24 protein-coding genes are annotated in these 25651 nt (G+C 71.3%); 10 read left to right on the top strand and 14 right to left on the bottom strand.

What is annotated here, in order from left to right:
- Positions 1-30 precede the first annotated feature (30 nt).
- On the bottom strand, positions 31-2277 hold the full coding sequence (locus ACXKR8_RS37945) for a sigma-70 family RNA polymerase sigma factor (protein ID WP_458269081.1): 2247 nt from the start codon (positions 2275-2277) through the stop codon (positions 31-33).
- A 395-nt stretch (positions 2278-2672) separates the two neighbouring features.
- Here ACXKR8_RS37945 and ACXKR8_RS37950 point away from each other — a divergent pair, with 395 nt between their 5' ends.
- Positions 2673-3566, top strand: coding sequence for a polysaccharide deacetylase family protein (locus tag ACXKR8_RS37950; protein ID WP_458269082.1), 894 nt, complete (start codon positions 2673-2675; stop codon positions 3564-3566).
- 21 nt (positions 3567-3587) lie between these two features.
- Here ACXKR8_RS37950 and ACXKR8_RS37955 read toward each other — a convergent pair whose 3' ends face one another.
- Positions 3588-4901, bottom strand: a complete 1314-nt coding sequence (locus ACXKR8_RS37955) for an LCP family protein (RefSeq protein ID WP_458269083.1) — start codon at positions 4899-4901, stop codon at positions 3588-3590.
- Positions 4902-4949: 48 nt separating this feature from the next.
- On the bottom strand, positions 4950-5195 hold the full coding sequence (locus ACXKR8_RS37960) for a hypothetical protein (protein WP_458269084.1): 246 nt from the start codon (positions 5193-5195) through the stop codon (positions 4950-4952).
- A gap of 490 nt (positions 5196-5685) precedes the next feature.
- On the opposite strand from ACXKR8_RS37960, the gene ACXKR8_RS37965 reads away from it, so the two are divergent.
- Positions 5686-6033, top strand: coding sequence for a VOC family protein (locus ACXKR8_RS37965; protein ID WP_458269085.1), 348 nt, complete (start codon positions 5686-5688; stop codon positions 6031-6033).
- A 19-nt stretch (positions 6034-6052) separates the two neighbouring features.
- Here ACXKR8_RS37965 and ACXKR8_RS37970 read toward each other — a convergent pair whose 3' ends face one another.
- The 6 genes from ACXKR8_RS37970 to ACXKR8_RS37995 all read right to left on the bottom strand — a co-directional run bounded on the left by ACXKR8_RS37970 (position 6053) and on the right by ACXKR8_RS37995 (position 12448).
- Positions 6053-6769, bottom strand: coding sequence for a class I SAM-dependent DNA methyltransferase (locus tag ACXKR8_RS37970; RefSeq protein ID WP_458269086.1), 717 nt, complete (start codon positions 6767-6769; stop codon positions 6053-6055).
- Between the two features lie 94 nt (positions 6770-6863).
- Positions 6864-7967, bottom strand: a complete 1104-nt coding sequence (locus tag ACXKR8_RS37975; protein WP_458269087.1) for a TIGR03118 family protein — start codon at positions 7965-7967, stop codon at positions 6864-6866.
- Between the two features lie 104 nt (positions 7968-8071).
- Positions 8072-8827, bottom strand: a complete 756-nt coding sequence (locus ACXKR8_RS37980) for an alpha/beta fold hydrolase (RefSeq protein ID WP_458269088.1) — start codon at positions 8825-8827, stop codon at positions 8072-8074.
- Positions 8824-10272, bottom strand: coding sequence for an NAD(P)/FAD-dependent oxidoreductase (locus ACXKR8_RS37985; RefSeq protein WP_458269089.1), 1449 nt, complete (start codon positions 10270-10272; stop codon positions 8824-8826). Before ACXKR8_RS37985 ends, ACXKR8_RS37980 begins: the two co-directional genes overlap by 4 nt.
- A gap of 30 nt (positions 10273-10302) precedes the next feature.
- The gene (locus ACXKR8_RS37990) at positions 10303-11796 is read right to left on the bottom strand and encodes an APC family permease (protein WP_458269090.1); all 1494 of its coding nucleotides are present in this window, start codon (positions 11794-11796) and stop codon (positions 10303-10305) included.
- 112 nt (positions 11797-11908) lie between these two features.
- The gene (locus ACXKR8_RS37995; protein WP_458269091.1) at positions 11909-12448 is read right to left on the bottom strand and encodes a hypothetical protein; all 540 of its coding nucleotides are present in this window, start codon (positions 12446-12448) and stop codon (positions 11909-11911) included.
- 264 nt (positions 12449-12712) lie between these two features.
- On the opposite strand from ACXKR8_RS37995, the gene ACXKR8_RS38000 reads away from it, so the two are divergent.
- Positions 12713-15562, top strand: coding sequence for a fascin domain-containing protein (locus ACXKR8_RS38000; protein WP_458269092.1), 2850 nt, complete (start codon positions 12713-12715; stop codon positions 15560-15562).
- Positions 15563-15646: 84 nt separating this feature from the next.
- Here ACXKR8_RS38000 and ACXKR8_RS38005 read toward each other — a convergent pair whose 3' ends face one another.
- The gene (locus ACXKR8_RS38005) at positions 15647-16030 is read right to left on the bottom strand and encodes a DUF5997 family protein (RefSeq protein WP_458269093.1); all 384 of its coding nucleotides are present in this window, start codon (positions 16028-16030) and stop codon (positions 15647-15649) included.
- 55 nt (positions 16031-16085) lie between these two features.
- Here ACXKR8_RS38005 and ACXKR8_RS38010 point away from each other — a divergent pair, with 55 nt between their 5' ends.
- The 5 genes from ACXKR8_RS38010 (at position 16086) to ACXKR8_RS38030 (ending at position 21624) form a co-directional block, all read left to right on the top strand.
- Positions 16086-16916, top strand: a complete 831-nt coding sequence (locus tag ACXKR8_RS38010) for a LysR substrate-binding domain-containing protein (RefSeq protein ID WP_458269094.1) — start codon at positions 16086-16088, stop codon at positions 16914-16916.
- A gap of 251 nt (positions 16917-17167) precedes the next feature.
- On the top strand, positions 17168-17827 hold the full coding sequence (locus tag ACXKR8_RS38015) for an SAM-dependent methyltransferase (protein ID WP_462099996.1): 660 nt from the start codon (positions 17168-17170) through the stop codon (positions 17825-17827).
- 113 nt (positions 17828-17940) lie between these two features.
- Entirely contained in the window at positions 17941-18111 is a 171-nt protein-coding gene (locus ACXKR8_RS38020; RefSeq protein ID WP_458268253.1) for a hydrophobic protein, read from the top strand.
- 152 nt (positions 18112-18263) lie between these two features.
- On the top strand, positions 18264-19838 hold the full coding sequence (locus ACXKR8_RS38025) for an FMN-binding glutamate synthase family protein (protein ID WP_458275195.1): 1575 nt from the start codon (positions 18264-18266) through the stop codon (positions 19836-19838).
- Between the two features lie 55 nt (positions 19839-19893).
- A complete protein-coding gene (locus ACXKR8_RS38030) occupies positions 19894-21624 on the top strand; it encodes a thiamine pyrophosphate-dependent enzyme (RefSeq protein ID WP_458269096.1) in 1731 nt (576 codons plus the stop codon).
- 38 nt (positions 21625-21662) lie between these two features.
- Here ACXKR8_RS38030 and ACXKR8_RS38035 read toward each other — a convergent pair whose 3' ends face one another.
- Together ACXKR8_RS38035 and ACXKR8_RS38040 are read right to left on the bottom strand one after the other, a co-directional pair.
- Entirely contained in the window at positions 21663-22994 is a 1332-nt protein-coding gene (locus tag ACXKR8_RS38035) for a GAF domain-containing SpoIIE family protein phosphatase (RefSeq protein WP_458269097.1), read from the bottom strand.
- 78 nt (positions 22995-23072) lie between these two features.
- Entirely contained in the window at positions 23073-23339 is a 267-nt protein-coding gene (locus tag ACXKR8_RS38040) for an STAS domain-containing protein (RefSeq protein WP_462099997.1), read from the bottom strand.
- A 261-nt stretch (positions 23340-23600) separates the two neighbouring features.
- On the opposite strand from ACXKR8_RS38040, the gene ACXKR8_RS38045 reads away from it, so the two are divergent.
- Positions 23601-24050 (top strand): ATP-binding protein, encoded by a 450-nt coding sequence (locus ACXKR8_RS38045; RefSeq protein WP_458269099.1) that lies wholly within the window; start codon positions 23601-23603, stop codon positions 24048-24050.
- On the opposite strand, the gene ACXKR8_RS38050 is transcribed toward ACXKR8_RS38045, so the two are convergent.
- On the bottom strand, positions 24034-24183 hold the full coding sequence (locus tag ACXKR8_RS38050) for a hypothetical protein (protein ID WP_458269100.1): 150 nt from the start codon (positions 24181-24183) through the stop codon (positions 24034-24036). The two genes, ACXKR8_RS38045 and ACXKR8_RS38050, sit on opposite strands and share 17 nt — an antisense overlap.
- A gap of 3 nt (positions 24184-24186) precedes the next feature.
- Here ACXKR8_RS38050 and ACXKR8_RS38055 point away from each other — a divergent pair, with 3 nt between their 5' ends.
- Entirely contained in the window at positions 24187-24711 is a 525-nt protein-coding gene (locus tag ACXKR8_RS38055) for a LysR substrate-binding domain-containing protein (RefSeq protein WP_458269101.1), read from the top strand.
- A gap of 31 nt (positions 24712-24742) precedes the next feature.
- On the opposite strand, the gene ACXKR8_RS38060 is transcribed toward ACXKR8_RS38055, so the two are convergent.
- Complete coding sequence (locus ACXKR8_RS38060) at positions 24743-25630, bottom strand: hypothetical protein (protein WP_458269102.1); 888 nt, start codon at positions 25628-25630, stop codon at positions 24743-24745.
- Positions 25631-25651 lie beyond the last annotated feature (21 nt).

Raw genomic sequence — 25651 nt, forward strand, 5'->3', positions numbered from 1 at the left:
ACTCTCTGACATCCTCCCCATCGCCCTCCGCTACCGGGCGTGGAACTTCAGGCGCACCAACTGCTGGGCACCTGAATCCGGCTGAAAGTACGTCAGATACTCCACCAGCCCGTTCTGCCGCGCGTATTCGGGGTGGGCGAACAGGGCGTAGTTGTTGTTCCGGCCCCCGGGGGTCTGCAGCGCGGTCCGGGCGGCCGACCAGGGGCCGAAGGGCGAGCCGCCCACCTGGTACATCACGGCGTTGCTGCCGAAGGGCATGTAGACATTGACGAAGGCCCGCAGTGCCGGGTCGTAGAAGACGGTCTGACCTGCGGCTCCGGGTGCGATCACATGGGTGCCCGCGCCTGGGTCGGCACTCCATTTCCCGCCGCCGGTGTAGAAGCGCCACTGGGAGCGGTCGGTGATCCCGGCCAGCGGCACCCGGCCGAGCTTGCAGCCGTAGCCGGTGCAGTCCCCGTAGGTGTAGGCGGTGTCGCCGACGACCAGGGAGGCGGCGCTGAACACCTGGTCCGGGCCGAAGAACGCGGTCGGGTCCAGGCCCTCGACGCTGCTGACCTTCGGTCCGTTGGCGGCGACCAGCCGGGTCACCGTGCCGGTGTCCATGTCCAGCGCCGCGATCCCGCCGCCCAGGCCCCTGCCCAGCGGCCCCGAGCACGGTGTGCCCGCGGCCCCGCCACGGCAGAGCTTGCCGTAGAACACCAGCACCCGGTGGTGCTTGGGGTCGGCGATGGTCGGCCCCGGCCAGAAGCCGAAGACCGCCCCGCAGTACTGGTCCCGGCTGCCGGCGCAGCCGCCGGCCCCGCTGTGCGCGGCCTCGAACGCCCGCTCCGGGGCGGTCAGCGGCAGCAGGTTCACGGGGGTCTGAGCCGGGTTGACGGTGAAGGGATTGCCCGAGGTCAGCGTGATGCCGTCGGTGGCGTCGAGGTCGGTGGTGACGGCGCCGCTGTTGGACAGGAAGCCCCAGGGGTTCTTCAGCGTGGTGTCGTCGAAGACCCACACCGAGCGGTTCCCGTACCCGGTGCTCTGCCCGTTGTCCCGACCGGCCACCCGGCTGTTCTGGGTCAACCGCGAGACCGTTACCGCCTGCACCTGGGGCAGCGGGGGGACCACGCTGGAGAAGACCGGCGTCGTGGCGGAGGCAGCGGCCGAGGGGGTGGTGGGCCGGGGCTGGACGGCGGGTCGTGACACTGGGGCCGACACCGCCGGCACGGGGCTCGCGCTGTGGGTCCGGGGCGAGGAGGTGCGCTGGACCTGGTGCGTCCCGGTCGCGGACGGCCGGGACGGGCCTGCCCCCCGCGTGCTCGCCACCGCCGTGCCGAGGCCGGCCAGCAGGACCACCGCGGCAGCCGATACGGCCACCTTGCCCGCCGTCCCAGACAGCAGGGTGATCCGGCCCGCGCCGTGCGGCAGGGTCCCGTGACCGGACGCCCGATGCGGCCCGCCCGTCGCTGGGCTTGGACCGGCCGTCGCTGCCGCTGGGCTCAGACCGGCCGTGCTCGAGCCGAGCCGGGCCGGTGGCAGTGCCAGCGGCAGCCCGGCGAGCAGCCGCGCCAACGGGACCAGCCGCTCGGTGCGTCCGGCGCAGGCCGGGCACTCCCGGAGGTGGCGGGCGATCCGCTTCCGCAGCAGCGGACTCGGCTCCGCCTCGGCCGACGCGGCGGCAAGGCCCGGGCAGCGGGCCTCAGCGCCGAGCACCCGGACGATCGAACGGGCGACGTCCAGCTGCGCCTTCATCCGCTGGACCCGGACGGCCACCTTCGCCGGCGACTCGCCGAGCGACGCGGCCAGCTCCGCGCGATCGAGGTGCCCGGACGCCTCCAGCCACCACAGCGACAGCAGATCCCGGAACCCCGGGTCCAACCAGCGCGCGGCCTCGGCCACCTCCCGCTGCTCCTGGGACAGGCTCTCGCGGAGGATCAGGAGCGCCACGAAGTCGGCGGCCGGATCGGCCTGCTCCGCGAGCGGCGGAGCGAGGTGCAGCCGCTGCGAGCGGGCCTGGCGTCGGGCCTCGGACAGCTGGCGCAGACAGATCGCCACGATCCAGGAGCGCAGGCTCTCCAGTTGTCGCACCGCGGGCAGCCCGGTGATGATCCGCAGCATGGTCTCCTGCACGATGTCGTCGACGTCGAGATCGCTCTCGGCGGCGCGGCCGACGACGTTGTAGACCAGCGGCAGATAGCCGCTGACCAGCGCTTCACGGGCCTCCCGGTCGCCCTGGACGGCGGCCTCGGCGACTCGCTCGTGGGGTATGTGGTCGTGGTACACGGACTGCCTCACCCGGTTGGTTGGTCGCGCCCGGCGGCGCGGCTCCTGTCGGAGGCGTATCGCGCAGGGCCCGGATATCACTTTTCGGCTCCGGCACCGGGCTCCGGCACCGGGCTGCGGCCGTTGCCCGCGGCAAAGGAGAAGGCCCCGGTCGCACTCGGGGGGGAGGTGCGACCGGGGCCGTCGGGGGGGGTGGGCCACCCTAGGCGGCTGCGGGCGCCCGGAGCGGCCACCGGCGGGGACATCAGGTTGCGCTAAGGTCCAGCTTCGGCTCCGCGAAGGTCAGCGCCCGGGGCCGGGCCCGATGCCGAGCCGGAGGCCCGGCCCGCTGCGGCTGCGCCGGCTCGCACCAGAACCTGACGGCTGTCTGACGGCTTCCTGACATCTGTCGCCCAGGATCCGACAGCATGGCGAACAAGACCGACTTCCTGAGGCAGAACACCGGGCCCGGCGGCCACCTCGCCGGGGCCGAGCGCATGTACGAGGAGGTCCTCGCCGAACCGGGGGAGCAACCGGCCCGGCCGGGGGTGTCCCGGCGGGTGCTTTTCGCCGCCGCCGGGGTGACCCTGCTGAGCGGATGCGGAGCCGCCCAGGCGCGCAGCGCGGTCACCATCCGGGCCACGTCGTCCACGACTCCGCCGGTGCCCTCCGAGCGGTCGACAGCCACGCCGACCGCGACGTCGACCCCGAGTGCCACCCCGCGCCCTTCGCTGCCGGTGCAGACCAAGCCGCAGTTCTACGTCCACGGCGGTGCCAAGGTCATCGCGTTGACCCTGGACGACGGTCCGAGCGAGTACACCCCGCAGATCCTGGAGATCCTGCGGGAGCACCGGGTCACCGCCACCTTCTGCATGATCGGCCGTCAGATAGCGGCCCGTGCCTCCCTGGTGAAGGAGGTGGCCGCGGCCGGGCACCACATCACCAACCACACCTGGGACCACTCCGACCTGAGCCGACTGCCCCTCGGCGCGGTGACCGGTCAGATCGCCCGCACCACCGAGGCCATGGCCGACGTCGGCCTCGTCCCGACGATGTTCCGGGCCCCCTTCGGCGCCTGGTCGCACACGGTGTTCGAGGCCGCTGCCGCCGCGAATCTGCGTCCGCTGGACTGGTCGGTCGACCCGCGGGACTGGTCCAGGCCCGGCACCCAGAGCATCGTGTCGACCATCACCCGGACCACCAGGACCGGATCGATCATCCTGGACCACGACGGCGGCGGGGACCGCTCGCAGACGGTCGCGGCGATGAGGATCTGGCTGCCCCAACTGCTGGCCGAGGGCTACCGCTTCACCACTCCCTGAGCGGCTGGCGCCCCCAGTGGCTCAGGGGGCGGTGTTCTTGACCCCCGGGCTGTTGGCGTAGGCCTGGACCGGGGTCATCCCGACACCGTTCACCTGCACCGTGTACTGGGTGCCGACATTGGCGCAGGCGTTGACCTGGTTCCCGGTCTGCGCGTGGGAGTCGGCGAGGGCCGCGGCGGAGCCGGGCGGCTTCGGGGCGTGCGACGCGGGCGGGAGCGACGTGCCGGGGGTGGCCGTCGTGGCCGACGTCGACACCGAGGGTGATGCTGCGGCAGAGGCCGACGCCGACGCCGAGGCGGTGCCCGCGGTGAGCGGTCGGTCGTTGATGATCGCGGCGAACAGGTGCTTGGCCTGGTTGTCGACCACGACCCGGTTGATGTCCTCCGGGTCGGCATGGGTCTGCATCGTGGTGAAGGTTATTCGGTCGGTAGGGACCTTCCCGAGATCCTCGGCGAGCCCGATCAGCTTGGTGATGCTGCCCAGGCCGGTGTCCACGGTCAGTGCCTTGGTGGCGGAGTTCGCGAGGCTCCACAGCGCGGTGGGGTCGCTGAGCGTGCCGGCGCTCTTGATCTTGTTGACCATCTGGGTGATGAACACATGCTGGGCGTAGGTGCGGCCCAGGTCGCTGCCGTCGTCGAAGCCGTGCCGGGTGCGGAGGAACTCCAGCGCGCCCTGGCCTTTCAGGGTGTGCGTGCCCTTGGCGAGCTTCAGGCCGGAATACGGGTCGTAGACGTTGTTGTCGACGCAGACGTTCACCCCGCCCACGGCGTCGGACATGCTCACCACACCACTGAAGTCGATCATTGCGAAATGGTCGATGGGTATTCCGGTCAGTTTGTGCACCGCCGCCACCGAGCAGGCCGGGCCGTACTGCAGCGCGCTGTTGATCTGGGCGTAGGAGCCGGAGGTGTGCTCCCCGGTCTCGGGATCGCGGCAGGCCGGCGTGTGCATCATGGTGTCGCGGGGGATGCTCATCACCGTGGCGTTGCTGCGGTCCGCGGAGAGGTGCACCAGCATCTCGACGTCGGCGTTGGAGCCGGGCCCGCAGTCGCCGCCGATCCGGCAGTCGGCCGCGCTGTCGCGTGTGTCCGAACCGATGACCAGGATGTTGAGCGGGGTGTGGCCGAAGGCGTCCGGCTTCTCGGTGCCCAGCGCGGCGCTCCTGCTGCTGGGGCCGGCGGTGGCGCCGTCGGAGGTGTCGTCGGTGTAGAGCGAGGCGGTCTTGATGTTGCCGTTGAGGTGCTCGTACACATAGGCGCCACCGGCCGCGCCCGCGGCCAGGACACCGGCTGCGGAGAACGAAAGTATCTTCAGCACCTTGCTTCGGTTCGGCATGGCCGAACCGTATCGACAAGATGTCAGAAAGCAGTCAGCAATTGTTTGTCAGATGAGACTTGCCGAAAGCATCCGGGCATAGAGGTCATGCCGGCTCGCGGCGAGAGCTGCCCCGTTGCGGTGCCGCATGGCCTGCGGGGTGTGTGCCTCTTCCCACGCGGCGTCGACGGCTTCGGCGAAGGTGTGGGCCAGGACGATGAACGTCTGCTTCCCGGAGGCACACGTGGCGGCGTGGATGGGGAGGTCGACCGACCAGCGCGGCTTGAGATCGTTGACGGATCCCGTGAATCCCATGACCTTCTCCTTGGAGCGATGTGGTCTACGCCACTATGCACCGGTGGTGTAGACCATTTCTAGGGGCTGCCGCGGAATTTGTGCCCCTCGTGCTCCATTTGTGATGAAACCCAGCACCCCGAGCCTGTCGGCAGAGGAAAAGGCCAGGTCAGAGCAGGGTCCGACGAAACACCCCAGGGTCGCCGTAAAGTTGCCGAATGGGCAACCCGCGGCCGACTTCGGCGTTCCACGCAGACAATATCTCCGCCTTGGCCACCGACCGGCTGGTCGGCGCCCTGGACGCGCGGGCGGCGAACGCCGGGGTCCGCCGCCTGCGGGCATGGGCGCACGCCGCGCTCGCCGCGCGGCCGGGCGAGCGGGCGCTGGACCGGTGGCGCGCTGGCCGCGGCGGCCAATCCGCAGGCCGGACGGCGGCTGCCGGGCCATCTGGCCGAGGCCGGTCTGAGGCCTTGCCGTAGGCCGCCGGGGCCACCGAAGAGAAGGGGACAGCGTGCTCAACTACCTTGCGCTGAAGTGCCTGCGCCTGGAGGAATGCCTCGCCTTCTACTCCGCGCTGGGCTTTGTGTTCGTGCCCGAGACCCATCAGCGGGTGCCGCTGCACCACGCCGCGCGGCAGCACGGCCTGACCCTGGAACTGCACGGTGCGGAGGCCCGTGGCGATCTCACCGGCGACGGCACCAGGCTCGGGCTCGCCGTCCCGGACCTGGCCGCGGCGGTGGCGGACGCGGTCGCGGCCGGTGGGGTGCTGCAGAGCCCGCCCAGGGAGGGGCCGTGGGGCGTCCGGGCCGTGCTCGTTGACCCTGACGGCCGCCGGGTCGAACTCACTCCGGCGAGTTGATCCCTGACTCAACGTCACCCTACTTGCGGGCCAGCACCAGGCGGCAGCGCGGGCTGCCGTCGTCCAGCGTTCCCAGCGCGGTCAGCGGCAGCGTCTCGACGGTGAAGCCGGCCTGCTCCAGATCGCTTCTGACCTCGTGCAGCGGGAAGGTCCGGTAGTACATGACGAAGGTCGGCCGACGTAGCGCGTTGCGGACGTACATGACGGTGTCGAAACCCCACAGCGTCCAGTACAGCTGCGAGCCGACCCGGGGCGGGGCGCCGATCGGGAAGGCGAAGCAGCCGCCGGGGCGCAGGGACTGGTAGGCCTGAGCGAACAGCCCGGGCCGCTCCCGGGGCAGGAAGTGCCCGAACGCCCCGAAGCTGACCACCAGGTCGAACCGCGGCCCGAACGGCAGCTGCCGGGCGTCCGCCCGGACCCAGTCGACAGCCTCGCCGACGGCGGACCTGGCCCGAGCGGTGTCGAGCATCCCGGCGCTGAAGTCAACGGCCACCACCCGCTCGTCGCACAGCTGCCGCAGCAGCTCCGTCCCCGCCCCGGTCCCGCAGCAGAGGTCGAGCCCCGTGCCGAAGGGCCCGAGCGGCGCCAGCGTCTCGGCGACGGCATCGAGCACCGGGGCCGGGGTCCGGAAGGGGGTGTGGTCGAAGCGGGGCGCCAGCAGGTCGTAACCGCGCTCGACGGACGAGAGCGCCTGCACGGCGAGTTCGCGAAGGGACGGACCCTGGGGAGTGAACACCCTCCGCAGCCTAAGGCCTGGCAGACCGGCCCCACCGCCTGACGAGGCCGGCCGAAGCGCCCCACGCGCTCCGGCCGGCCCGGTTTCACCGGCCCTACTTGGCGGTCAGGATGCCCAGCAGGCCGTGTGTCTCCTTGTCAGGACCGGCGCTGAACCAGACCGAGTTCGGTCCGCCGGCGACGGCGTCACCGGTGATCAGGCCCCACAGCTTGTCGATCCTGACGGTGTGGCCGCGGGTGTCGGTCAGCGTGCCGGCGAAGCGGCCGGTAGCCGGGTCGAAGGCGTGGATGGTGCCGTTGCCGAAGTTGCCGACCAGCAGGTCGCCGGAGAAGCGGCCGAACGAGGACGGGGCGATCACCAGGCCCCACGGCGAGTCCAGCACACCGCGCGAGGCGATCCGCTTGACCAGGGTGCCGTAGGAGGTGAACTCGTCCACGAAGCCGTGGCCTGCGCCGGCCACGTCGAACTGCTTGTTGGCGTCCTGCTGGGCGTACGTCACATACACGTTGCCGCCGAGCACCTGGACGTTGAACGGCGCGTAGTTGCGCGGCACCGACGGATCCCGGAACAGGCCGCTGACGTCCAGCCTCTGGAACGAGGAGTTGAAGACGTCGACGCGGTTGTCATGGAAGTCCGCCGCCAGCAGCAGCGGCCCGAACGGGCTGGTGGCCAGGGTCAGTCCGGTGTAGGCGGCCCCCGGCACGGTGGCCGCGGTGACGGCCTGGGTGCCGTTCGCGCCGGTCCACGCCGCGATCGTGCCGCCCACGGTGGCGAAGAGGAACGCGGCCGGCGTGGTGGTGCCGGGGACGGCGAAGCCGGTGCTGCCGTTGAAGGTCTGGCCGGTGACCGGGCCGCCGGGGATCTTGACGACCAGCGGCGAGGCGGCCGGCACGGCGGCCACCGGGCTGCCGTCGACCGCGCCGTTGTAGAGCGTGGAGGTCATCGTGCCCGCGTTGGACACCCACAGCGGGGTGTTCGGCCCACGGGAGAGGCCCCAGGCGTTGACCAGGTTCGGATCCGTCAACTGCGCCTTGCCGGGCTGGTCGGAGACCAGGTCGGTCCGGGTCACGCCGTGCGCCGCCGCCGGACCGTGGCTGTCCTGGTGCGGGCTGGCGCTGGCCGAGCCCGCCGTGGTCAGCGCGACGGTCACGGTCACGGCGGCCGCGAGTGCCGCCGCGGGTATGAGCCTTCTGATCATCCTGCTTCTCCCTGAGATGTGCCGACAAATCCGGCGAGGACAGAGCAGACAGGACTACGCGGACCGAAGGCTCCTGGTTCAACGTTCAACTCGGGCCGGCCAACTCAGTGGTTTTTCTCCAGGCCGGCGTGGAACTCGTTCAGCACCGCCGCGCCCTGCTGCGGGTCCTGGAGCATCCACCAGTGTCCGAGCCCCTCCAGCACGGCCTCCTCGGCGCCGAGCCGGCCTGCCGCGCGGTGGGCCAACGCGGGGCCGCCGACATAGGCGTCCGCCGTCGCGTTGATGACCAGGGCCGGACGGCGCTCGGCCCGTTCGAGTTCGGCGCCCCAGCCGGCCAGGGCGGGCTGCGCGGCCGAGCGGTAGAGCGCCAGGATGCAGCGGCCCATCTCCGGCCCGGCGGCCGCCACCGAGGCCGCCGCTGCCTCGGCCGTCATCCCGCCCTTGACCAGCCCCGCGACCTGCCTCTCGACCGGTGCGCCGAACCGCGAGACGACGGTTTCCTCGCCCACCCCCGGCGTCTGCCAGAGCTGCGCCAGGTCGTGCCACACATACGCCGGGTCGGTGCCCCCGGCGATGTCGCTGCACCAGGACCGGATCAGGTCGGGTCGCCGGGCCGCGACCCGCTGGACGTGGCCGCCGCCCCAGTCGTGCCCGACCAGGTCGATCGGACCCTCGATCTGCTCCAACTCACCGACCAGCCAGGCCAGGTAGTCGTCGGAGGTGGCGCCGAAACCCTCCGGCACGGGTGCGCCGAATCCGGGCGGGGAGAGGGTGATCACGTCGTCGCGGCCGAGCGCGCGGCGCAGCGGCTCCCAGATCGCCGCGGTTTCGGGAACACCGTGGACCAGGATGAGCGTCATTGATTGCCTCCAGCAGGGGTGCTGCCATGAACAGCAGCGGGGTTCTTCTCCGGCGAGTCCGGCGAGTCCGGCGAGTCCGGTGGGTTCAGCGAGTCCGGTGGGTTCAGCGAGCTCGCCGGGTGCGAGTCCAGTGAGGCGCGGGCGACCCGGAGCAGCACTCCCGGCGCCAGCAGCCGCTCCGGGCCCTCCACCAGGTTGAGCACCCGCAGGAACGCGGTGGCGACCGCGGTGTCCTGTTCGGCCGCCCGGTAGACGCGGGCCAGATAGCGGTTGAGCAGCCTGCCCCGGAGCGGCAGGGCGCTCCCGGCCTCGGGAAACCGCAGGTCCGAGCCCACCGCTGTGCTCCACGGGGTGTCGATCAGCTTGGCCGCGCCATGGAAGAACCGCCGCGCCAGTTGGTCGTCGGGCCCCGCCGCGAGCAGCTCCCGCAGCAGCAGCGCCTCCAGCGTCGCGATCGTCATCCCCTGCCCGTAGACGGGGTTGAGGCTGCACAGGGCGTCGCCGGTGACCAGATAGCCGGCCGGGAACGCGGTGAGCGCCTCGTAGTGCCGCCGGACGCTCGCGGGGTGCCGGATCCGCACCGGCTCGGTGAGCCGGGTGGCGGTGCGCAGGAAGACCGCGAAGTCCCGGCTGGGCATGGCTGTCACATAGTCGGCCAGGCCCTCGTCGTCCATCGGCGGCTGCTCGCCGAAGACCCCGCCGACGCTGAGGACGAACCGGTCCCGCTCCAGCGCGAGCAGGAAGCCGCCGCGCGGTGATCCCGGGTAGGCGCTGATCGCGGTGCCCAGCCGGCCGTCGAGCTGCTGCGGCTCACGCCGGTAGGTCCGGGAGACATAGGTGAGGTCCACCGCGAGCTTCTGCTCCGGCGGGCGCGGGTAGCCCAGCTGCTCCAGCCAGGCCGGGGTCCGCGAACCGCGGCCGCCGGCGTCCACGACCAGGTCCGCCCGGATCGTCGAGGCCGCCGCGCCGTCGGACCGCGGCGCGATGCCGACCCCGGTCACCCGGCGCCGGTCCTCGGTGGTGACCAGGCTCAGCACGTCGCAGTCGTCGATGATCTCGACGCCGGGCAGCGCGGCCACTCGTTCCCTGACCGTGAACTCCAGCAGTGCCCTGGTCGACGCGAGGCCGAGCAGTCCGGAGCGGACCGGCTTGATCAGGTGTCCGTCGATGTACCAGTGGATGTCGGACTGGATGTCCCCCCGCACGGCTCCGGCCGTCAGCAGCTCGGCCTCGAACCCGGGGAACAGCTCGTCCAGGCCGAGCAGGCCGCGGGCCAGCAGACCGTGCAGGTGGCCGCTCTGCGGCACACCGCGCCGGTCGGCCGGCCCGTCGGGAAGGACGTCGCGGTCGATGACCACGACGCTGCTGAAGGTGTCGCTCAGGGCGCGGGCGGCGAGGAGCCCCGCCATGCTCGCGCCGATCACGACCGCCTGTGTGTGCTCCATCCCCCAGTTCATGCCAATACCGCGGCTGCGCTAACCCACCGGGGTCGGTTCCGCTCGCTGCTCCTCCAGGTACTCCTCGCGGATCTCCTTGGGCCCGAACGGCCAGACCTTCTCGAACCGGGACCACACCGCGAAGGCCAGGCAGCCGACGGCGAGCCAGGCCAGCGACCATTCGATCGGGTGGACGCCGGGGGCGGCCTTGTCCGCGTAGCCGTAGATGACCAGCCAGCCGATGCCGGCCAGGATGCCCGGCGCCGGGTAGAGCCACATCTTGTAGGGGCGGACCAGCCCGGGCTGCCGCTTCCGCAGCACGGTCACCGCCGCCACCTGGGCCAGCGACTGGATGATCACCATCACCGTGACCAGCAGGCTGATCAGGGTCTGCAGATTGGTGTGCCGTCCGAACAGGAAGCCGGCGGCGGTGATCACGCCCATGCTGACCAGGCCGAGGACCGGGAAGCGGTGCTTGGGGTGGAGCGTGCCGAACTGCTTGAAGAAGACGCGTTCCCGTGCTGCCTCGAAGGGGACCCGGGAGCCGCCGAGCAGCCCGGTGAACACCGAGGCGAAGGCGGTGATCAGGATCAGCACGGTCACCACCTGCGCGGCGGTGTGGCCCCAGGCCTTCTCCAGCACCACGGAGGCGACCGAGGTGTAGGCGGCGGATTTGGTGTCGAGCATGTCGTGCCAGTTCACCACGCCGAGGACGCCGATCTGCATCAGCAGGTAGATGCCCATGATGGCGATGATCGAGTAGACGATGGCGCGCGGCATGACCCGGCCCGGGTCCTTGATCTCGGCGCCGGTGTAGGAGGCGGTGTTGTAGCCGAGGTAGTCGTAGATGCCGATGGTCAGCCCGGACGCGAAGGCCAGCCAGAAGCTGCCGTGGGTGAGCTGGATCGCGTGCGCGGGCCAGTCGAACGCCTGCGAGGCGTTGAAGTGGCTGTAGGAGGCGATGATCAGGGCGGCCACGGCGACGATCATCACCGACCACATGAACACCGTGATCCGGCCGATGCTGTCGATCCGCCGCCAGAGCAGCAGGACCACCAGCGCCACGACCCCGACGCCGACCAGGTCGCCCTCAAGCGAGGTCATGCCGGGCCACAGGTAGCCCAGGTAGGAGACCAGGCCGACCACTCCGGTGGACATGATCAGCGGGATGAACAGCATCGCCGTCCACACGAACAGGAACGGCATCAGCTTGCCGGTGCGGTACTGGAACGCCTCCCGCAGGTAGACGTAGGTGCCGCCGGAACCGGGCAGCGAGCTGCCGAGCTCGGCCCAGACCAGCCCGTCGAGCAGGGCGAGCACGGCCCCGGCGATCCAGCCGATGATCGCCTGCGGCCCGCCGAACGCGGCCACCATCACCGGGATGGTGATGAACGGGCCGACGCCGCACATCTGGCTCATGTTGATGGTGGTGGCCTGGAACAGACCGATGCGGCGGACGAGCCCGGAGCCGGGGCCGGTACCGGAACCGGAACCGGCCGGATTCGGGGGAGCTGGTGTGGGTGTGGTGGACACCGCAGACCTCCAGAAGTGCAGGCGGAAGCCTCAGAAAGTAAGGCCCGATTAAGTTAAACTCCTTAACTTCCTACGTCAAGGGCCTGCCGTCCGGTGATCAACGATGACCGGGTCAGTTGTCGCGTCCGACGATGCGGTCGGTGATCATGCTGGTGACGCCGCTGGTGCGTCCGCCGACCAGCTCCCAGGAGCGGTCGATGCCGAGGGCGATCAGGGCGATCAGGGCCACGCAGGCGTCGGAGACCGGGTCGGTGTCCCGCGGGTCGACGATCAGCCGGATTCCCGAGCTCGCCAGGAACAGCATCACCAGCAGGAAGACCGACACGATGATCAGCGCGCGGCGCCGCGGCTGGTCGCCCTCGGCTGCTCTGATGCGCCGCAGGGATACCACGGAGAACAGTATTCCCGCCGCCCCGACCACGGTGGACGGCCAGCCGATGTGCGCCTGCGGCAGCAGTGCGATCAGTGCCAGCACCAGGGTCGACGAGAAGGCGGTGAGGGCCATGGTCGCCCGCACCTGGTGCAGTGCCAGCGCCTTCGGCCCGACCACCTTCTCCGGGGCGACTGACACCGCGACAAACAGCAGTCCGATCAAGGCTGCTGACGCCCCGGCGAGGGCGAGAAAGAAGTTCTGGAAGCTCTGCTCGATCATGCGGACTCCGTCCCGGACAGCGTGGCCGCAGACCGTCGATCAACAGTAGCCGTTTGCGCGTTCATTTCATGTCATCCGATCAATTACCAGAAGGAGTGCTGGTGGTCGCGATGGTCAAGAGCTGGGACAAGGCCAACTTGGCAGCTCTACCAAGGGAAAGTTTGGTTCGGAGCCTTGACAGCGAATGCCGGGAGGCCGAATCTCTGGTCTACATCATCCGATGTTTCGCGGGTGTGCCGCCTCGGCGCGCCGGAGGAGGATTCCATGTTTGCCAAACGATCGCGGCGCAGTCGATGCGCCCGGTTCCTACCGGTGCTGCTGCTGTCGCTGGCGATTCCAGGAGTCGGCCCGGTCCTGGGCGCTCCGGCTGCCGCTGCGGCGACCACCACCACTGCCTGGCAGAACGGCGGCTTCTCCCTGGACACCGCCAATGTGGTGCGCCGCGCCGACATGGTGCTGGGCAAGCCGAACACCGCGCCCGGCCAGTTCGTGCCGCTGGGCAACGGCACCCTCGGCGCCGCGGTGTGGGCGGCCGGCGGGTTCACCGCGCAACTGAACCGCTCCGACACCTTCCCGGACCGCAAGTCACCCGGCCAACTCGTCATCCCCGGGCTGTCCAAGCTGACCGGCGCGTCCGACTTCACCGGTTACCTCGACGCCTATGACGGGATGCTGCACGAGTCCGGCGGCGGGATGACGCTCACCGCCTATGTCCGCAGCGACACCGCGCAGTTGGTGGTCGACGTCACCGGCGCCGACCCCAACAGCAGCCAGACCGCGCAGATCAAACTGTGGAGCGGCCGCTCGCCCTCGGCCCAGGCCTCGGGATCCACCGCCACCCTCGCCGAGACCTGGGTCGACAACAGCGGCCAGGGCGCCTCCGGGCAGACCTTCGGCTCGCTGCTCGGCCTGAGCGCGGGCGGCCGCAATGTGTCGGCGTCCACCCCCGACTCGCTGACCGGGCAGGTCGCCTTCACCCCCAACGCCGACGGCAGCTTCCGGGTGATCGTCGCCGCCCCCGGCTGGACCGGGGGCAACGCCCTGACCACCGCCAACTCGGTCATCAACGGCGACACCACCAAGGCCGCCTCCGCGCTGACCTCGGCCCACCTGGCCTGGTGGCACAACTACTGGAGCACCGCCGGGTTGATCAAGATCACCTCCGCGGACGGTTCCGGCGAGTACGTCGAGAACCTGCGCACGCTCTACCTCTACGACGCCGCGGCCGAACGCGGCGGATCGGTTCCCGGCTCCCAGGCCGGCGTCGCCGACCTCTTCAACTTCTCCCAGGACCACCAGGACTGGTTCCCGGCCGGCTACTGGTTCTGGAATCTGCGGATGCAGGTCCAGGCGAACATCTCGGCCGGCGAGTCCAGCCTCAACGACCCGGTGCTGAACCTCTACACCAGCAACGTCAACAACATCGCGGCCTGGACCACCGCCAAGGTGCCCGGCACGCAGGGGCTCTGCGTTCCCGAGACCATGCGCTTCAACGGCAACGGCACCTACAACGGCGGCGAGGGCGGCGCGTCCTGCGACTCGACGATCTCCCCGACCTACAACTCGCTGACCTACACCAGCGGCGCCGAGATCGGCCTGTGGATCTGGCAGGAGTACCTGGCCACCGACAACCTGTCGCTGCTCAGCACCAACTACCCGCTGATCAGCGGCGCCGCCAAGTTCCTGCTGTCGGTCGCGACCACCGGCTCGGACGGTCTGCTGCACACCCAGGCCAACGCCCATGAGACCCAGTGGAACGTCAAGGACCCGGTCACCGACATCGTCGCCATGCAGGCGCTGTTCCCGGTCGCGGTCAAGGCGGCCCAGACGCTGGGCGTGGACTCGGCACTGGTCACCCAGCTGAACGCTGCTATCCCGAAGATCCCGCCGCTGCCGCGCACCGACACCGCGACCCAGACCCAGCTGCTGACCGCCTCCGCCGACTCGGCCGGCGCCGACATGATCGCCCTCTCGGCGCAGCCGACCGTCGCCCGCAGCAACAGCGAGAACCTGGGCCTGGAGGCCGTCTGGCCGTACAACCTGATCGGTGACAGCGGGACGCTGACCGATCTGGCCAAGCGCACCTACACCTCGCGCAGCTACGTCAACAGCAACGACTGGAGCAACGACCCGCTGCAGGCCGCCCGGCTGGGCCTGGCGAGCGAGGTCAAGAACGACCTGCTCGCCGCGACCAAGTCCTACCAGGCCTACCCCTCCGGGCTGGCCAGCTTCACCGGCACCAGCGCGCAGGAGCCCTACATCGAGCAGTCGGGGGTGCTGGCCGCGAGCGTGAGCGAGGCGTTGGTCCAGGACTACGACGGACTGCTGCGGATCGCCCCGGCCTGGCCCTCGGACTGGACCGGCGAGGGCACCGTCTACATCCAGCACAACACCAAGGTCGACGTCCAGGTCTCCGGCGGCACCGCGACCACGGTCGGCATCGTCTCCGGCAGCAACTCGCCGATCACCGTGCGCAGCCCCTGGCCCGGCAAGGCCGTCACCGTCGTCGACGGCAGCACCGGGGCGACCGTGCTGGCCTCGCAGAGCAACGCCAGCTTCACCATCGCGGCCCAGACCGGCAAGTCCTACCTGGTCGAGCAGACCTCGGCGCCGACCACCGCGCTGCCGTTCGCCGGCATCGGCGGCAGCCCGGCCAGTGCCGCCCGGCACCTCGGCAGTGTCTCCATCGGGCTCGACGGGACCGCCACCACCCCCGGCGGTTCGGTGATCAGCCTGAAGGCCCACGCCAACGGCAAGTACGTCACCGCCGACAACGCGGGGGCGGCGCCGCTGATCGCCAACCGGACGGCCATCGGCAGCTGGGAGTCCTTCGACGAGATCGACCTCGGCGGCGGCAACATCGCCCTCAAGTCGCACGCCAACGGCCAGTACGTGTGTGCGGACTCGGCCGGGGCGTCTCCGCTGATCGCCAACCGAACCTCGGTGGGCCCCTGGGAGACCTTCGCGCTGATCCACAACGGCGACGGCAGCGTCAGCCTGCGCTCGCAGGCCGACAACGAGTACGTCACCGCGGAGAGCGCGGGCGCGGACCCGCTGATCGCCAACCGGACGGGCATCGGCCCGTGGGAGGAGTTCGACCTCGTCAACGACTGACGGCGAAGCAGCTCAGATGGCTGCTGGGCGGCGCCCCGGTACATCACGGGGCGTCGCCCGCCGGCGGCTCCGCCGCCCGGGCGGCTACTTCTTCGTCGTCTTCTCCTTGAGGCGCAGGGCCTCCTTGCGGACGTCCGCCTGGGTGGCGCGCTCGTGCTGGAGCCACAGCGGGTTCTCGGCCTTGAGCGTGTCGATCTGCTCGGTGGTGAGCGCCTCGGTGACGCCGCCGCGGGCGAGGCCCGAGATGGAGACGCCGAGCTTGGTCGCGACGACCGGCCGGGGGTGCGGGCCGTTGCGGCGCAGCTCCACCAGCCACTCGGGGGCGTCGGTCTGCAGCGCCTGCAGCTCGTCCCGGGAGACAACGCCCTCCTGGAACTCGGCAGGGGTGGCCTCCAGGTACACACCGAGTTTCTTCGCCGCTGTCGCGGGCTTCATCGTCTGGGTCGTCTTCGGTTTGAGCGATGTCATGGACCAAGGGTATCGAGCGAGAGGCCGCCCTCATCACAGCCGGTAGCCTGGCCGCGTGACTGAAACGCAAGGACCCGCCCCGTTCCGGCTCGCCTACGTGCCCGGAGTGACCCCCACCAAGTGGGTCCAGATCTGGCACGAGCGGCTGCCCGAGGTCCCGCTCACCCTGATCTCCGTGCCGGCCGCTGAGGGCACGCCGCTGCTGCGGGACGGCGGCGCCGAGGCCGGGCTCGTCCGGCTGCCGGTCGACCGGACGGTCCTCAGTGCGATCCCGCTGTACACCGAGACCACGGTGGTGGTGATCCCGACCGAGCACCGGGCGGCCGCCGCCGCCGAGGTCAGCGCGGCGGACCTGGCCGAGGACATCGTGCTGCACCCGCTGGACGAGGTCCTGGACTGGGAGAGCCGCCCGGGCCTGCCCGCGATCGAGCGGCCGGCCACCACGGCCGCGGCCATCGAACTGGTGGCGGCCGGCGTGGGGCTCCTGGTCGTCCCGCAGTCGCTGGCCCGGCTGCACCACCGCAAGGACCTCACCTACCGCCCGGTCCCGGACGCGCCCCAGTCGCAGGTCGCCCTGTCCTGGCCGGAGGAGCAGACCACCGACCTGGTGGAGGAACTGATCGGGATCGTCCGCGGCCGGACCGCCAACAGCTCACGGGGACGCGGAGCGCCCGCGGCCCAACCGAAGCAGGAAGCGAAGTCCAAGCCGAAGCAGGGGCAGCCGTCGAAGGCTGTGGCGGGGCGTCGCGGCGGCTCCAAGGCAGGCAGCCCCAAGGCAGGGGGAGCCAAGGCAGGCAGCCCCAAGGCAGGCGGAGCCAAGGCAGGCGGCTCCAAGAGTGGCAGCTCCAAGGCCGGTCGGCGCGGAAAGCCGGGACGTCGGTCCTGAATCCGGTCCGGAGGGCTGCGGATCTTGCCCCGCGGGCCGCGGGTTGTGATCATAGGGAGGTCTGCCGGATGGGGCTTGGGAAGGTGTGAGGGTGATGGGGGACCAGCCGCAGCCGGGCGAGGGCCAGGAGCAGCAGGGGGCGAGTATCGCCCGGATCTACGACTCGTACCTGGGCGGTGGGCACAAGCGTCCGGTCGACGACCTGGCGGTGCGCGAGGTCATCGAGATGATGCCGGAAACTGCCCGCGCTGATGCGGGTGAACCTGGCCTTCCTGAAGCGCTGTGTGGGCTATCTCGCGGACGCGGGGATACGCGGTTTCCTCGACCTGGGCGCCGGGATCCCGACCGTGGACAACGTCCATGAGATCGCACAGGCCGCCGACCCGGACGCGCGGACCGTCTATGTCGACAAGGATCCGCTGGCCGTGCATGAGCGGCGGCTGCTGGTGGCCGGCAACGACGGCGCGCTGAGCATCGAGGCCGACCTGCGCGACACCGCGCGGATCCTGGGCGATCCCGAGACCGTGCGCCTGCTGCGGCTGGGTTCGGGCGAGCCGTTCGCGGTGCTGCTGAGCGCGGTGCTGCACTTCGTTCCCGACGACGACGAGGTGATCGCCCTGCTCGCGGCCTACCGGGCGGCCATGCCGAGCGGCAGTTACCTGGTGATCTCCCACGGCACCGCCAAGCACGGGTCGGCCGAGCGGGTGCGGCAGGCCGCCCAGCGCTACTCGGAGACGGTCGCACCGATGAAACTGCGTTCCATGGAGGAGCTGGAAGCCCTGCTCGGGGGGTTCGAGCTGGTCGAACCGGGGGTGGTGTACTGCTCCAACTGGCGCCCCAGCCTCGGCTACCAGGCAGGTCCCGACTCGGAGGCGCTGCCCCAGATCGGCGTCGTCGCCCGCAAGCTCTGAGCCAGGCCCCGGTCAGGGGTCGGGCGCAGAGCCGGTTGCGGGTCGGGCCGGCTCAAGAGGGCTGTTTGCGTCGTTTGACTGCGGGCAGGCGCTGCTGCAGGAGAGTGATAACTATGGGTCCAGTCCTGCTTGTTCTGCTTCTCGCCCTCATTCTCGGGGGCGCCGGTTTCGCGATTCATATCCTGTGGTGGATCGCCATTGTGGTGCTGGTGCTGTGGGCGCTCGGCTTCGTCTTCCGCGGCGCGGGCTCCGGCGGCAGCCGCGGCCGCTGGTACCGATGGTGACCGGCTGACGGCTCACCGCGCACATCTCCGATGCGTCGCTCACCCCTGGGGTGGACGGCGCATCAGTGCGTTATCGGTGTGTCGTGGCGCGGTGGCGGGCGCGCCGCAGGTATGCCGGACATGATCGGGGACAGGAGGTCCCTGTGCTGAGAATGATGTGGGTCGCGCTGCTGGGTTGTTGTGCCGTGGTCGGCGTGGTGGCGGCGGTGGTGCTGTCGCCGTGGTGGTGGTTCGCCGGAGCCCCGCTGGTCGCGCTGTTCGCGCTGGCCGTGTGGGATCTGGTGCAGCGGCGGCACTCGGTGCTGCGGAACTACCCGGTGCTGGGCCATCTGCGATTCCTGCTGGAGGGCATCCGCCCCGAACTGCAGCAGTACTTCGTGGAACGCAACGTCGACGGCCGGCCCTTCGACCGCGACACCCGCAGCATCGTCTACGAACGCGCCAAGGGCACCGAGGCCGAGGAGCCCTTCGGCACCGAACGGGACCTCTATGAGACCGGGCGCGAGTTCCTGATCCCCTCGATGGCCCCGCGACCGGTGCGCGAGGAACTGCCGCGGGTGCTGATCGGCGGCCCCGACTGCACCAAGCCCTACGACATGGCGCTGCTGAACGTCTCCGCGATGAGCTTCGGCTCGCTGTCCTCGAACGCCGTCCTCGCGCTGAACACCGGAGCCGCGCTGGGCGGCTTCGCCCACGACACCGGCGAGGGCGGCCTGTCGGAGTACCACCTGCGGCCCGGCGGCGACCTGGTCTGGGAGATCGGCACCGGCTACTTCGGCTGCCGCACCGAGCAGGGCGGCTTCGACGGCCGGATGTTCGCCGACAAGGCGGCCCAGGACCAGGTGCGCTGTGTGTCGCTGAAGCTCAGCCAGGGCGCCAAGCCCGGCATCGGCGGGGTGCTGCCCGGCGCCAAGGTCAACGCCGAGATCGCCCGGGTCCGCGGCGTCCCGCAGGGGCAGACCGTCATCTCCCCGCCGTTCCACCAGGTCTTCTCCACCCCGCGCGAGCTGGTGGCCTTCATCGCCCGGATGCGCGAGCTGGCGGGCGGCAAGCCGACCGGTTTCAAGCTGTGCGTCGGCTCCCGCAGCCAGTTCCTGGCGGTGTGCAAGGCGATGCTGGAGGAGAACGTCACCCCCGACTTCATCATCGTCGACGGCGCCGAGGGCGGCACCGGGGCGGCCCCGCTGGAGTTCGCCGACAACGTCGGCATGCCGCTGACGGACGGCCTGACCACCGTGCACCAGGCCCTGGTCGGGGTCGGCCTGCGGGACCGGATCAAGATCGGCGCCAGCGGCAAGGTGGCCACCGGCAGCGACCTGGTCAAGCGGCTGCTGCAGGGGGCCGACTACACCAACGCCGCCCGGGCGATGATGTTCGCGATCGGCTGCATCCAGGCCCAGCGCTGCCACACCAACACCTGCCCGGTCGGGGTGACCACCCAGGACCCGCGCCGGGCCCGGGCGTTGGAGGTCGGTGACAAGTCCCGCCGGGTGCAGCGGTTCCAGGAGGCCACGGTCAAGAGCGCGCTGCAGATCATGGCGTCGATGGGCGTGGACCACCCGTCCGAACTGGGCCCGCACATGCTGCTGCGGCGGATGGACCCGGTGACCGTGCGCTCCTACGCCGAGCTCTACCCGCCGCTGGCGCCGGGGGAGTTGGTGCACCAGGCGCCGCAGGCCTGGGCGGCGGACTGGAAGCTGGCGGACCCCGACCGCTTCACCGTCTGACCTGTTCGCTTTTTCTGAATTGCCTGCCCGCTCGACGAACCGGAGGACCCTTCCCGTGGCACGAACCGTGGCCCGTGTGATCATCGACGCCCTGCAGGAGCTGGAGGTCGGGCATGTCTTCGGCGTGGTCGGCGACGCCCTGAACCCGCTGACCGACGCGATCCGTACCACCGAGGGCGTGGAGTGGGTGGGCTGCCGTCACGAGGAGGCCGCGGCGTTCGCCGCAAGCGCCCAGTCCCAGCTCTCCGGCACTCTCGGCGTCTGCATGGGCACGGTCGGGCCCGGCGCGATCCATCTGCTGAACGGCCTCTACGACGCCGCGAAGAGCCGTACCCCGGTGCTCGCCATCGCCGGACAGGTCCCGCTGTCGGAGATGGGCAGCGACTACTTCCAGGAGGTCGACAACGACCTGCTGTTCCGGGACGTCGCCGTCTTCCGTGCGACCGTCACCTCGCCGGACCAGATGCCCCGCCTGCTCGAAGCAGCCGTACGCGCGGCCGTCGGCCACGGCGGGGTGGCGGTGCTGACCGTCCCCGGGGATCTGGGCGACCAGGAGCTGACCCAGGACCGTCCGGCCCGTTTCCCGCGCGCCCGGCAGCTGACCCGGCCGGACGAGCCCGGCATCCTGGAGGCGGCCGAGATCATCAACGCCGGCTCCAAGCTCACCCTGCTGGTGGGGCGCGGGGCCAGGGACGCCCGCCAGGAGGTGCTCGCGCTGGCCGAGCACACCGGCGCGCCGATGGTGCTCACGCTCAAGGCCAAGGAGGGCTTCGAGGGTGACAACCCCTATCAGGTCGGCCAGACCGGCCTGATCGGCAATCCCGCCGCCGCCGCGGCCCTCGACGACTGCGACACCCTGCTGATGCTCGGCACCGACTTCCCCTACCGCGACTGGTACCCCAGCGGCTGCCGGATCGTCCAGATCGACACCCAGGAGCAGCACCTGGGACGGCGGGTGCCGATCGACGCCGGGCTGGCCGGGGACGTCGGCGCCACCCTGCGCGCCCTGCTGCCGCACCTGGACGCCAAGCCGGACCGGGCCCATCTGGACAAGGCCCGCGAGCACTTCGACGGCTGGCGGACCGGTCAGCAGCGGCTGGCCGAGCCCACCCACGACACCAAGCGCTGGACCGGACGGCTGCGCGGCAAGGTGGACAACCCGGCCCACGACATCCGTCCGGAGGCCCTGGCCGCCGCCGTCGACGCGGCCGCCGACGACGACGCGATCTTCACCTCCGACACCGGCATGGCCACGGTCTGGCTGTCCCGCTTCGTGACCATGCACGGCGACCGCCGGCTGATCGGCTCCTACAACCTCGGCTCGATGGCCAACGCCATGCCGCAGGCCCTGGGCGCGCAACTGTGGGCACCGGACCGCCAGGTGGTCGCCTTCTGCGGGGACGGCGGGCTCAGCATGCTGCTGGGCGACCTGATGACCATCAAGACCTACCAACTGCCGGTGAAACTGGTGGTCTTCGACAACCGCCGGCTCGGCATGGTGAAACTGGAGCAGGAACAGGCCGGGCTGGCCGAGTTCGGCACCGTCCTGGACAACCCCGACTTCGCCGCCGTCGCCACCGCGCTCGGGCTGACCGGCATCCGGGTCACCGACCCGGCCGCCCTCACCGACAGCGTCCGCCGCGCCTTCGCGACCCCGGGGCCGGTGCTGCTGGACGTCCTGACGAACCCTCAGGAAGTCGCCGTGCCCGGAAAGCCCACGGTCCAACAGGGTTGGGGCTTCGCCATCGCCAAGGTCAAGGAACTGCTGCAGAGCCACGAGGACTGAGCCTCGGTTCCGAAAGACCCGCAGTCAGCCTGCGGTGGTCACCCCGCGGGCGATCCCTCGGGGCGGGGCGGCACCCGCAGGGCGAGCAGGGCGGTGTCGTCGCTGGGCCAGTCGCCGGTGTGGGCGGCCAGCGCCGAGGTGATCCGCTCGATCAGGGCCGCGGCGCTGAGGCCGGCGCACCCGGCCAGCACCCGGGCCAGGCCGTCCTCGCCGAACATCGGACGGCTGCCGGGGGTCCCCGGTCGGCGGCGGGCCTCGGTGGCGCCGTCGGTGTACATCAGCAGCGCGTCGCCCGGCCCCAGCCGGAAGCGGACGTCGGTGAGGCGGATCTTCGGCAGCACGCCGATCAGCGAGCCGGGGCTGCCGACCGGCTGGACCCGGCCGTCCGCGCGCAGGATCAGCGCGGGCGGGTGTCCGGCGGTGCAGAGGCGGCCGGACAGGCCGAAGCCGGTGGTCCGGAAGGTGGTGCAGACCGCCGTCAGAAAGCGTTCGCCGCCGCGCTGTTCCAGCAGCGCGGCGTTCAGGCGTTCCAGGACGACGGCGGGGGAGGCGTGCTGGCCGGCCTCGGCCCGCAGGGTGTAGCGGGCCAGGGCGGTCACCTTGGCCGCTTCGACGCCCTTGCCGCAGACGTCGCCGAGGACGGTGCACCAGCGGGAGCCCTGGGAGCGGAAGAGGTCGTAGAAGTCGCCCAGGACGTCGGCGCCGCCCTCGGCGGCGGGCAGGTAGGCGGCGGCGGTGTCCAGCCCGGGGACGGGGGTGAGGTGCGGGGGGAGCAGGCTCTCCTGCAGGGTGCGGGCCAGCGCCGTCTGGGCGGCGGCGGAGGCCTCCGCGGCGGCCAGGGCCTGGCGCAGGTTCACCTCGTTGCTCACCGCCCGGGCGAGCGAGGCGAGGTTGTCGAGCTCGCTCGGCAGCCAGCGCCGCGGCTGCTCGTCGATGACGCAGAAGCTGCCCAGGATCTGGCCGGTGGCGGACAGGATGGGGTAGCCGGCCCAGGCGCCGATGCTCATCGGCCCGACCGAGGGGTGGTCCTGGGTGCGCGGGTCGTTGGCCGCGTCCTCGATCACCAGGGCGCCGCCGCTGCCGATGAGGAGGTAGCAGAAGCTCTCCTGGACCGGGCCCTGGCGCTGGGCGACGGTGTCGGCGTCCACGCCGATGCAGGACTTCCAGAAGGACCGCCGGTCGTCGACGAAGGTCACGAAGGCGCGGCCGGCCCCGGTGATCGAGGCGGCCAGTGAGGCCAGTTCGTCGAACTCCGGCTCGGCGGGGGTGTCCAGCAGCCCGGTGGCCCGCACCGCGGCCAGCCGGACCGGGTCGTACACCTGCTCCGGCATCGGCGCGGCGGCGCCGCGGTCAGGGCGCGGCGGGTTCATCGGGGACCGGGAAGGCGGCGTCCACGCTGGGGACGGTGGGGATGAGCTGGTCGACCCCGGTGACGGCCATCAGCCGCTTCAGCCGTCCGGGATCGCGGTCAGCACCAGGGAGCCGTCCACCGCGGCGGCGTGGTGGAAGATCCGGATCATGCAGTTCAGACCGGAGGAGTCGCAGAAGCCCACGCCGGAGAGGTCGAGCACCAGGTGCCGGTAGCCCTGGTCGATGAGCCGGGTCGCGGCCTCGGTCAGCGGGTCCACGTTGTCGTGGTCGATCTCACCGGCGACCGAGAGCAGCACGCGCAGGCCCTGGGAACGGCCCACCGCCACCGAGAGGTCGGCGCTCACGCCGACACGGCTGCCGGGCGGCTGCGGGTGGTGCGGCTGCGCCTGATGCTGCTCGTCATTGCGGGGCCCCTTGTCCTGCCGGAAGGCTGTCCAGGTGGGTCGGAGACCGCCCCAGGAGATTCAACCCCATTTGGCATATGCCAATCAAGTCGGCGGCCGACCCACCTGTCCGAAGGGTCCTCGGCAACGAACCAGAACAGTGCCGCCGCGTGTCATCATCCACGACATGCCCACTCGGGCCCAGGGCAGGAGTGCACCACGATGTCGAATGCCGATCAGCCGCAGCATCCGCAGGCCCGCGCCGGGACCTGGCTCCTGGACGGGCTGTCGGGCACGGCCGGCACGGCGCGGCACTTCGCCCGCACCTTCCTGGACGCCAGTCGGCCGCCGCTGACCGCCGCGGCGGCCGACGACGTCCTGCTCGCCGTCAGCGAGCTGGTCACCAACGCGGTACGACACGCGCCGGGCCCCTGCACGCTTCGACTGGCCGATCACGGAGAGACGCTGCTGCTCTCCGTGTCGGACACCAGCACGGTCACCCCCACCGCGCGCCGCCCCGACCTGGAACGCGGCGGCGGCTTCGGCTGGCACCTGCTGCACACCCTCGCACACGAGCTCACGGTCGCGCCCGACCACGGCGGGAAGACCATCCGGGCCGTCCTGCCCAGTCCCCGCAGCGGGGGAGGCCGCCCCGCTACGCCGCCGGGCTGAGGTGCTTGACGAGGGCCAGGAAGACATGGAGGTTCGCGACCTTGCTGACCTTGTCCGTCGCCCACGGGCGGGTTTCGAGCGGCTCCCGCGCGGCGTCCGGCTGAACTCCGCGGGACGGGCGCTGCACCGCCACGCCGTGGACGTCCTGGAGCGCCTGTCCCGGGCGGAGCAGGAGCTGACCGCGATCCACGCCGGTCAGGCCGGGGTGCTGCGGGTCGGGGCGTTCGCGACCGCGAACATCTCCCTGGTGCCCGCCGCCCTGCGGGCGTTCAAGCAGGCCAGACCCGATGTCGAGGTCATCGCGGCCGAGGGCCGGAGCAGCACGCTGATGCGGCGCCTCGCGGCCGGGACGGTCGATCTCGCCGTCGTCAGCGACTACCCGTCCGGCCTGCCGCGGGCGGACGGTGTCACCCGAGCGGGCTTCCGACCCAGGGAGGTGATCAGAATCGCGGAGTGGAGCGGCAAGTTCGGCTATGCGGCGGCCGGTCTCGGGGTGGTCCTGGTGCCCTCGCTCGCCCTGTGGGCGGTCCCGGCCGAGCTCGCCGTGTGCAGACTCGACGACACCCTGCGCCGAACCGTGCACACCGCCCTCCCCGCGACCCCGCTGCCCGCCGCCCTGACCCTGCGCGACCTGCTGCACGCCGCGGCGGGGAGTCTGTAGCCGGCGCCGAGTGATCCCCCCGGGAATCCCGTCACGGTCGGCGCCGGGGCGGGGCGGCCCGTGCTGTGCGTTGACGCAGGACCAGCAGGGTCCAGCCGCGGCCGGTCGGATCCAGCGGCCTGGTCGCGGTGGTGAAGAGTTCGGCGGCCCGGCGGTAGGAGAGCCGTCCTCGGCCGGTCACCGGGCAGCGGTCGGCTGCCGACGTGGCGGCCGACGCCCGCCGAGCGGTGACGAACACCGGCCCGGCCGTGCGGCCGACCACCAGCATCGGCAGCAGGCGCGCTGAGTTGGCCCCCCAGTGCAGTGGCGGCGCCACACCTGCTTTGGTACGTCGGCCGGGCAGGTCGAGGTGGTTGATGTCGAGGGCGAGCACCCGCTCGACGGCGGCTCCCGACTCATGGAGGAGGTACCACAGCGCCAACTCCCGCAGCGGGGCCCGCAGTGCGAGGACGGCACGGGCCTGGTCCGGGCAGACGACGGGAGCCGAGGGGGCGGGCTGCGGCCCAGGTCCAGGTCCAGGCCCAGGCCCAGGCCCCGACCCCGGCAGCGCCAGCACGGCCGCCGGGTCAGCGGTGATCCAGCCTTGGGCCTGCCACCAGGCGGTCGCGGCTCTCAGGCAGGCCAGTTCGCGGGCCAGGGTGCGTGGCGCTGTGCTGGCGGCTCGATCGACCAGCCCCCGTTGCAGTCGCGCAGCGGCCTGCGGGTCGTCCAGCAGAGCCAGCGGAGCAAGGGGCGGACGGGCGCTCCTGCGCGCGGACCCGGTCGGAGCCCGGCGGTCGACCAGCGGCCAGGCCCACCCCTGCAGCGAGATGCGGTAGACGCGGCGGGAGGAGCCGCTGAGATCGGCCGCCGCGAGGTAGCGGTCGACCGCGGCGCCGTACTCCACCGGTATCGGGCGCTGCTGAATCGGTTCGACCATAGCCGCAGTAAATTCCTTTCC

This window comes from Streptacidiphilus sp. PAMC 29251, from assembly GCF_054208735.2.